This is a genomic window from Scytonema sp. NUACC21 (genome assembly GCF_054684315.1).
This window is the reverse complement of the sequence record NZ_BAAFZH010000004.1, coordinates 1-6,575: the sequence shown is the minus strand read 5'-3', so window position 1 is coordinate 6,575 and position 6,575 is coordinate 1. Positions and strand designations below refer to the sequence as shown.

Here is a 6,575-nt window from a genome sequence, read left to right as displayed (position 1 = left end):
TGCCAAGACTGAGCAATACCGTCACCTTTGTTCATTGGACCTGTACGGAATAGACCGCCTTTTGCAGGGCTATTACCGACATAATCGTAAAAAGCTAACTTTTCGGGAATTTGTGACCAAGCTTCAGAGAGAGCAGCACCTTGAGCAAGGTTTGATTGCACGCGACGCTCGATCTCTTGCCTGAAGTAACCTTGATCCCACTGATAGCGGGTAGGACCAAATAACTCGATTGGAGTGGTCGCATTACCGTACCACATGGTGCCAGCAACTACAAATGCAGCAAAGAATACAGCGGCGATACTGCTGGAAAGGACAGTCTCGATATTACCCATCCGCAGGGCTTTGTATAGCCTTTCAGGAGGTCTGACTGTCAAGTGGAACAAACCAGCGATAACACCTACAATACCAGCAGCAATATGGTGAGCTACGACACCACCAGGGTTAAATGGGTTGAAGCCGCCGGGTCCCCATTCTGGGGCAACTGGTTCAATATGACCTGTTAACCCGTAAGCATCAGAAACCCACATTCCAGGCCCAAAAAGCCCGGTGAGGTGGAAAGCACCAAAACCAAAACAAAGTAGACCGGACAAGAATAAGTGAATGCCAAACATTTTTGGCAAGTCTAGAGCGGGTTCACCAGTACGGGGGTCTTGGAACAACTCCAAATCCCACGTCGGTGCGCCACAAGTGGCTTACCGCGAAACTATTCGCAAACCCGTTACCAGAGTAGAAGGTAAATTTATCCGTCAAAGTGGTGGTAAAGGTCAGTACGGTCACGTTGTCATTGACTTGGAGCCTGGGGAACCCGGAAGCGGTTTTGAATTTGTCTCCAAGATTGTGGGCGGTGCCGTACCTAAAGAATACGTATCGCCTGTGGAAGCAGGAATCAAAGAAACCTGTGAATCCGGTATATTAGCAGGATATCCACTCATTGATGTCAAGGCAACACTGGTGGATGGGTCTTATCACGAAGTAGACTCTTCAGAAATGGCTTTCAAAATCGCTGGTTCAATGGCATTGAAAGAAGCAGCGATGAAGGCTACACCCGTTCTGTTAGAGCCTATGATGAAAGTTGAGGTAGAAGTTCCCGAAAACTTCCTTGGGGATGTAATGGGCGACCTCAATTCCCGTCGTGGGCAAATTGAGGGGATGGGATCTGAGCAGGGGCTTGCTAAAGTGACTGCAAAAGTCCCATTGTCAGAAATGTTTGGCTACGCCACTGACATTCGGTCGAAAACCCAAGGTCGGGGTATCTTCTCAATGGAGTTTAGTCACTATGAAGAAGTGCCTCGCAACGTGGCAGAGGCAATCATAGCTAAAAGCAAAGGGAACGCTTAATAGGATCAGCTTTAAACTTTATCCCCAAGGAGACTAACATTATGGAAATCTTTGTACAAGTTCTACTGGCAGTCCTGTTTGTAGGAGCTGCAGCAGCAATCACCTTCTGGAACAAAATCCTTAACTGGGCACGTAAAATTTTGATTCCCTGGATTGAGAAAAACTTACCTTGGTTAGCAGACAATGTCACAGATGCTTTCTTGGCGCTTGACGACGTTGTCACATCAATGCGCCGCAAAATCAAAAAAGCTTGGGAAAATCTCCGCGAATATTTGCTGAAAGTATTAGTCCAGTATGAGCAGAACACACAAAATGAGTGGGTTAAACGGATTACTTACTGGGCAATTCGTAACCTTCAGAATAAATCAGAAGTGGTGCGGGTGGTTGCAGAGCAGAAAGTTGACGTTGATTCTTTACCAGATGATGTGCGGAAAGAATGGTTGAAACGAGGTAACACTACTCAGGATATAGATGTGACTCAACTGCGCGATCGCGAACTCGAACTCGCTATGAGCCATTAACGTCATTATTCAATCGTAATGTATTGGACACTCATTACAAAAATAGCAATTTTAGCAACAGTTGGGTATCTAGGTTGGAGTCATCGACATCAAATTCGGGAAAGCGTTGCTGCATGGTTGCGTCAGCACGGCTTACAAGATAGTGCATGTGATTTCCCCTATCTGTTCGCTTCCGGCTTGAGTGGCTATGCTAAAGACCAATTGGAAGACGAACCCAAGGATATGCAGCCCCTGTTTGACGCTATCCTGCGCCACGTACCACCACCAGTTGGTGATGTACACAAACCACTGCAACTCCAAGTCACAACCCTAGATTACTCCGAATATCTGGGGCGGATTGTGATTGGTAGAATTCACAACGGCACTATCCGCATGGGGCAGCAAGCAGCTTTAGTCAAGGAAAATGGCGACATTGTCAAAGCGAAAATCACCAAATTGTTGGGCTTTGAAGGGCTAAAGCGAATTGAAATTCCAGAAGCGTCTGCAGGTTACATTGTGGCAGTGGCTGGTTTTGGTGATGCCAATATTGGGGAAACAATTACAGACCCCAATGAACCCCAAGCTCTGCCATTGATTAAGGTAGATGAACCTACCTTGCAAATGACTTTCTGGGTGAATGATTCCCCCTTTGCCGGTCAGGAAGGAAAATTGGTCACATCACGACAAGTACGCGATCGCCTAATCCGCGAACTTGAAACTAACGTTGCATTACGCGTCGAAGAAACCGATTCTCCCGATAAATTCCTGGTTTCCGGTCGTGGAGAACTGCACCTGGGCATTTTAATTGAAACAATGCGCCGTGAAGGCCCCAGCTCGGTCAAAGTCTTGAGCGCGGACTGCATCGTCTTTTTCTTTCAAAATTTGACGCAGTTCTCTGTCTAACTCTTTAGCTGCGGGTGGCAATTGAGAGTTAATCAGGCGTACCCTACTCCCTGCTTCGTCTATTAGGTCGATTGCCTTATCTGGTAAGTAACGGTCACTAATATAGCGGTCAGACAATTTTGCCGCCGCTAGCAAAGCTTCATCAGAGATTTTTAACTTGTGGTGCTGTTCGTAGCGATCGCGTAGACCATATAGAATTTCAATAGTTTCTTCTACGGACGGTTCACCTACCATCACTGGCTGGAAGCGACGTTCTAGGGCTGCATCCCGCTCAATGTGCTTGCGGTATTCATCTAGAGTTGTTGCTCCGATGCACTGCAATTCACCTCTTGCCAAGGCTGGTTTGAGGATATTTGCTGCATCGATTGCGCCTTCTGCTGCACCTGCGCCGATGAGAGTGTGTACTTCGTCAATCACGAGAATGACGTTACCCGCCTGACGGATTTCATCCATGATTTTTTTCAGGCGTTCTTCAAACTCACCTCGGTACTTTGTACCTGCAACTAGTAAGCCGATATCCAGAGTTACTACACGCTTATCTTCCAGGATGTCGGGGACATCTTTGTTGGCAATGCGCTGCGCTACAAAGGACCAATGACAAATGACAAATGACAAATGACCAATGACAAATGACCAATGACAAATGACCAATGACAAAACATCAAAAAACGCAAAGGCGTTTCTGGTAAATTGAGTGCCTTTGCGTCTTTTCGTGAGATGATTGATGAATTAACTTGTAAACAACTCGACTGGTAAGCGTTTGAAGGCAAGACGTTCGTTCTCGATATCCACAAAGATGGTATCGCCATCATTAAACTCACCGCGCAGGATGGCTTTAGCAATCTGAGTTTCTAACTCTCGTTGAATGGCTCGCTTCAGCGGACGTGCTCCAAAGACTGGATCGTACCCTACATCGGCTAAGAAGTCAAGAGCAGCTTCCGACAGTCTCAGAGACATCTTGCGATCGCTAAGTCTTTGACGCAGTCTCTCAACTTGCAATTGCACAATTTGGCGCAATTCTTGTTTCTGCAAGGCGTGGAAGAAGATAAGTTCGTCAATGCGGTTGAGGAACTCGGGACGGAAACTATTTCGCATCGCCTCCATCACGCGATGGCGCATTTCGTCGTAGCGGGAGTCATCCCCTGCTATATCCAAGATGTACTGCGAACCGATGTTACTGGTCATGATAATGATGGAGTTCTTAAAGTCTACCGTATGACCTTGAGCATCAGTGACGCCAGTACAAGACCCAGAACTCCGCAAAAGTCTGGTAGAAATGAATATGATTCGCAACATCAAAATTGATGGTGGCAAGGTTAACTTTACTTTAGTACTGACAACTCCTGCTTGTCCTTTACGGGAATTTATTGTTGAGGACTGTCAAAAAGCTGTTAAGCAATTACCTGGAGTTGAGGACGTAAACATAGAAGTGACGGCGGAAACACCACAGCAAAAAAGTTTACCCGACCGCACTGGTGTTCCCGGTGTGAAAAATATTCTCGCAGTTTCCAGTGGCAAGGGAGGTGTCGGTAAAAGTACAGTTGCCGTTAATGTTGCAGTCGCACTAGCTCAAACAGGAGCAAAAGTCGGTTTGCTTGATGCCGATATCTATGGACCTAACGATCCCACAATGTTGGGGCTTGGGGATGCTGAAATGGTTGTACGGTCAACACCAAAAGGCGACATCCTAGAACCTGCTTTCAATCATGGCGTTAAACTCGTCTCAATGGGATTTTTAATCGATCGCGATCAACCAGTTATTTGGCGCGGACCAATGCTCAACGGAGTGATTCGCCAGTTTCTTTATCAAGTCCAATGGGGAGAGTTAGACTACTTGATTGTAGATATGCCTCCCGGAACAGGCGATGCTCAGTTAACATTGACACAGGCAACTTGCAGATCTCAAAGAAGAACAAAGAACACTCAAAGCTCAATGGCAGTCTGAAAAAGATGTCATCGCTAAAATACAGTCTGTCAAAGAGGAAATTGACCGGGTAAACCTGGAAATTCAACAAGCAGAACGTAACTACGACCTTAACCGCGCTGCTGAGTTAAAATACGGCAAGCTAACCAGTTTGCACCGCGATTTGGAAGCAGCAGAAAACGAACTGGCTCAAGCACAACGCAGTGGAAAATCTCTCCTGCGTGAGGAAGTCACCGAAGCTGACATCGCGGAAGTCATTTCCAAGTGGACGGGAATTCCTATCAGCAAGTTAGTAGAATCCGAGAAAGAAAAACTGTTGCACTTAGAAGATGAACTGCATCGCCGCGTTGTGGGACAACAAGAAGCAGTCACCGCTGTAGCAGATGCGATTCAACGTTCTCGCGCTGGGCTGGCTGACCCCAATCGTCCTATCGCTAGCTTCATTTTCCTCGGTCCTACCGGTGTAGGTAAAACTGAACTGGGGAAAGCACTGGCTGCTTACCTGTTTGATACGGAAGAAGCCCTGGTAAGGATTGATATGTCCGAATACATGGAGAAACACGCAGTTTCTCGCCTCATCGGTGCGCCTCCAGGATACGTGGGTTATGAAGAAGGGGCTCACAACTTCCCTCTCGACTTGGCTTCTGGCGAGGCTACTCCCGTTGCTTTAACCGCTCCTGCAATCAACGGTTAATAATAATGTAGAGATGCGATATATCGCGTCTTGCGTAAATAAGAGCGTCCTCCAAAAGAGGGCGCTTTTTAGTTTGCATGCGTTATACAATACCAATAGCAATCAAAAATATTGTCTATCAAGCGATAGCCTCGCTACAGCATAGCGGCAGATCGCCTCTTTAATCCTTGTGCTTTTAGCTTACTGCATAGTCACTCATTTCCCGCATGAAAGGAGGATAAAAACCTAGCACAATATCTTGTTTTGGTACGCCCAAATCGACTAAATCTGCTGCAAGATCGTGCTCTGTTGAATTGTAAAAAATCCAGATTTTCTCATTGCGAATATCAAGATGCATTAGACAATGATGTACCCAGCGCTTATGGTGCCAACCTAGATGCACAATTTGATAGTGATTTCGCTGCGTATCAAAAATAGTTTCAACCTCAATATCACCATAAGCTGGCTTACTTTCTGCGTAACCCATCAACAATTGCTGCACAATTTGCTGATAGTTCCTTAATTTATCCGTCAGTGCTTCCATTGTGAAATTTGCTCCAATTCAATATTGTAAACAATTATTTTTACGGAGTTGAAGACTGGGTTGACCGTCTCCCTAATATAGAAGTTGGCAATCAGGTCACTGTCCTCACTCCCGCGTTGACCGACGGTCAACATAGGTCGGAGGACGTGACCTGATTGCCCCAAAATTCATCCCACACTGCCCCGAAGTGGTCAGATGTGGGGCTTCTTTCGGATTAAGCTAATTTTCAACCGCAGGCGCACTTAATGAGACTGCAGGCGCTTTTTGGTCTGCCAAAGCTGGTATAGATTCTCTCAGCCGTGCTGTAAGTTTTACTGTGCTTGAATCGTATACTTGAGTCAACATTTTGGGATACAATCCAATCCCAATAATTGGCACTAACAAGCAGGCAATGATAAAGATCTCGCGGGGTTCGGCATCTATTAGCTTCTGATGAGAAACCAATTCTTCGTTTTCTTTACCGTAGAAGATTTCCCGCAGCATAGACAGCAGATAAATCGGAGTTAGGATTACTCCCACTGCCATCAAGAACACCACAATAATTTTAAAGGTGGGGTTATAAGCTTCACTGGTTGAAAAACCAACAAATACCATCAACTCCGCTACAAAACCGCTCATTCCTGGTAAAGCTAGAGATGCTAAGGAACAAGTAGTCCACATAGCGAACATCTTGGCCATTTTCTTACCGACACC

Annotated in this window: 2 protein-coding genes and 8 pseudogenes; 5 read left to right on the top strand and 5 right to left on the bottom strand. The window is 46.1% G+C overall.

Going from position 1 to position 6,575, the window contains the following annotated elements; translation table 11 throughout:
* Window positions 1–671: pseudogene (locus ACYRY3_RS00205) on the bottom strand (photosystem II chlorophyll-binding protein CP47); the annotation flags it as partial.
* On the opposite strand from ACYRY3_RS00205, the pseudogene fusA reads away from it, so the two are divergent.
* The 3 genes and pseudogenes from fusA to ACYRY3_RS00190 all read left to right on the top strand — a co-directional run.
* A pseudogene (gene fusA, locus ACYRY3_RS00200) lies at window positions 664–1,338 on the top strand (elongation factor G); the annotation flags it as partial. The pseudogenes ACYRY3_RS00205 and fusA sit on opposite strands and share 8 nt — an antisense overlap.
* Window positions 1,339–1,379: 41 nt before the next feature.
* Window positions 1,380–1,859: a hypothetical protein gene (locus ACYRY3_RS00195; RefSeq protein WP_460199900.1), complete on the top strand. Its 480-nt coding sequence runs from the start codon at window positions 1,380–1,382 to the stop codon at window positions 1,857–1,859.
* A 144-nt stretch (window positions 1,860–2,003) separates the two neighbouring features.
* Window positions 2,004–2,666: pseudogene (locus ACYRY3_RS00190) on the top strand (EF-Tu/IF-2/RF-3 family GTPase); the annotation flags it as partial.
* Here ACYRY3_RS00190 and ACYRY3_RS00185 read toward each other — a convergent pair.
* Both ACYRY3_RS00185 and ACYRY3_RS00180 read right to left on the bottom strand, forming a co-directional pair.
* A pseudogene (locus ACYRY3_RS00185) lies at window positions 2,667–3,326 on the bottom strand (AAA family ATPase); the annotation flags it as partial.
* A gap of 144 nt (window positions 3,327–3,470) precedes the next feature.
* Window positions 3,471–3,977: pseudogene (locus ACYRY3_RS00180) on the bottom strand (AAA family ATPase); the annotation flags it as partial.
* On the opposite strand from ACYRY3_RS00180, the pseudogene ACYRY3_RS00175 reads away from it, so the two are divergent.
* Together ACYRY3_RS00175 and ACYRY3_RS00170 are read left to right on the top strand one after the other, a co-directional pair.
* A pseudogene (locus ACYRY3_RS00175) lies at window positions 3,973–4,632 on the top strand (P-loop NTPase); the annotation flags it as partial. The pseudogenes ACYRY3_RS00180 and ACYRY3_RS00175 sit on opposite strands and share 5 nt — an antisense overlap.
* Window positions 4,628–5,281: pseudogene (locus ACYRY3_RS00170) on the top strand (AAA family ATPase); the annotation flags it as partial. The pseudogenes ACYRY3_RS00175 and ACYRY3_RS00170, both read left to right, overlap by 5 nt.
* Window positions 5,282–5,534: 253 nt before the next feature.
* On the opposite strand, the gene ACYRY3_RS00165 reads toward ACYRY3_RS00170, so the two are convergent.
* Together ACYRY3_RS00165 and ACYRY3_RS00160 are read right to left on the bottom strand one after the other, a co-directional pair.
* Entirely contained in the window at window positions 5,535–5,882 is a 348-nt protein-coding gene (locus ACYRY3_RS00165; protein WP_460199899.1) for an element excision factor XisI family protein, read from the bottom strand.
* Between the two features lie 219 nt (window positions 5,883–6,101).
* Window positions 6,102–6,575, bottom strand: a pseudogene (locus ACYRY3_RS00160) (NAD(P)H-quinone oxidoreductase subunit 4); the annotation flags it as partial.

Bases quoted from the DNA above. Each gene is read 5' to 3' on its own strand.
- ACYRY3_RS00195 (WP_460199900.1), top strand. From the start codon at position 1,380: ATGGAAATCTTTGTACAAGTTCTACTGGCAGTCCTGTTTGTAGGAGCT.
- ACYRY3_RS00165 (WP_460199899.1), bottom strand. From the start codon at position 5,882: ATGGAAGCACTGACGGATAAATTAAGGAACTATCAGCAAATTGTGCAG.